Here is a 1,930-nt window from a genome sequence, read left to right as displayed (position 1 = left end):
CTCAAAGCCCAACTCTATACCGTGGGCCTGAAAGCTATATACCACCAACTCGGCCAACTTCGTGCGTAACATCAGTTTCTCATTATCCGCATACTGCTGCGGCTCACACCTTGTCTACGCTGTCCATTATGATTGTTAATATCCCTACCAGTGCCGATTTCGAAAGATTAGCGGATGACTGCTTAAACCAAGCATTTGACCTAATTTTTGAAACCGATAAATACATTTTTAATCATCCTGGAGCTGAACGGAAGGATGAAGTATGGGCTTATTCGCATGGCAAACTCAACACGGCGGTAGTACTAATGCATCAAGCAATTGAAGCTTTGATGAAAGCCAGCATCTGCAGTATAAGTCCATTGCTACTACTTGAAGGCAAGCGCACCGAATGGCCAGTAATGCCACAACAGAAAGACAAGGATTTTAATGACTTCTATACTACACCCGCCGAGGCTCTTATGCATACTTATGCTGCGACGGCATCTACAAAACTAGACGAAGCTGTCATCAAGCATATTGACGAGATGAGAAGGCTTCGCAATCAAATTGTTCATGGCATTTCAACAACCAAACTCTCCCCTAGGGCACTTATTGCGGGCATCCTAAACACATATCTTTTCTTTCGGGGCAAGGATGTCTGGTGGGAAAGCTTGCTGAAGGGCCATATGTCCAACCCGTTAACGCTTAACTATTCGCTTGCTAGAGAAGTAGCAGAGTTTGCCGAGAGGTTAGAATACGTGCGGGCTTACTTGGGCAAGAGTAGTTTGGCAAAACATTTTGCACTCAACATTTCCGGTAGGGCTTACTACTGCCCCTGGTGCAAGCAGGCATGGGAGGAAGACATAAAACTAGACGCATATGAGCACAAATGGGCATTTTTAAAGCCTAATAAGCCTGCGGCTACCACCGTGCAATGTCTCAATTGTGGGATTGACTCAGATGTATGCCGGGAACCGTGCAGCGAAGGCTGTAGCGGCAATGTAGTCTACTATGGGGAAACTCCAGAAGACATTATCTGCCTAACGTGTGGGCGTATGCAGTTTGATAGAAGCTTAGAGGGGGAATTGGTCCAAGGTGAGCCCCAATCATGAAGAATCCTTATCATCTTGTAATAACTTGACAATCTTCTATATTCGGGGCAAGGTTCTACCTTACTTGTTTTAACTCATGCGGAGAATATTAGTAACAATCAAAGCATTTAGCCTCTGCATTGGCCTAGCAGCCTGCGGACATTCAACCGCTTCTACGCCACCTAATCAAAAGCCTAAAGACCTAAATGCTGGCAAGCACCAATTAGCCAAAAACGACCCCAGAACTTGGCAAACGTACCCGATAATCGTACTTGTAGCCACTAAATATCGGGTCGGCATTGATACGACCGCGCAAATCGTTCAGAGTTTTGAGGAACGTTTTAACGGATTAGGACAACACGGTTTTCTGTCGGGAATGGAAACGTTATTACCTGTAACATATAATCATCACGAAGAAGATACGGCCACAGTAACCGACGATTCGGCTTATTTCCTAGAGCAAGGCAAACGTTTCGGTCTACCCCCGTCTCTGATTGCAAGCCTTATCGTTGATTTCTATACAATAGGGGGAAGCAACCGTCCATATCCCGAACCATCTTCATAACGGGAATAAAAAAGCCCCGGCACATGACGCGCCGGGGCTTTCTGCGTTTGGTTTGAACGGAACGGGGTTAGAGCTTTTTGCGCCCGCCGGTCATTTTGATAGCGGGCTTTGGCTTTACCTCATACAGCCATGCGCGGCCGCTGGGGTCGGGTTGTTCTGTGTCCAGCATCCCCCCCGACCTATCAACTGCCTGTTTGGTTTTCAGGAACGCGGGGCGCTGTGAGGTGGTCGGGTAAATCTGGACAGAATAGGGTCTTATCTTTCGAATGTCATGAAAGACAGCCCTTCACCCAAC

The 1,930-nt window shown here is 47.0% G+C and carries 2 protein-coding genes; both read left to right on the top strand.

What is annotated here, in order from left to right:
• The coding region (locus JKL48_RS22795; RefSeq protein ID WP_236668994.1) for a hypothetical protein at positions 1-1,091 on the top strand (1,091 nt) is incomplete at its 5' end.
• 76 nt (positions 1,092-1,167) lie between these two features.
• A complete protein-coding gene (locus tag JKL48_RS22790; RefSeq protein WP_201987704.1) occupies positions 1,168-1,635 on the top strand; it encodes a hypothetical protein in 468 nt (155 codons plus the stop codon).
• Positions 1,636-1,930 lie beyond the last annotated feature (295 nt).

This window comes from Hymenobacter rubidus, assembly GCF_016734815.1.
Classification (GTDB): Bacteria; Bacteroidota; Bacteroidia; order Cytophagales; family Hymenobacteraceae; genus Hymenobacter; species Hymenobacter rubidus.
Note: the sequence above shows the minus strand (reverse complement) of the source record. Positions and strands in the feature narration are given on the sequence as shown.

Bases quoted from the DNA above. Each gene is read 5' to 3' on its own strand.
- JKL48_RS22790 (WP_201987704.1), top strand. From the start codon at position 1,168: ATGCGGAGAATATTAGTAACAATCAAAGCATTTAGCCTCTGCATTGGC.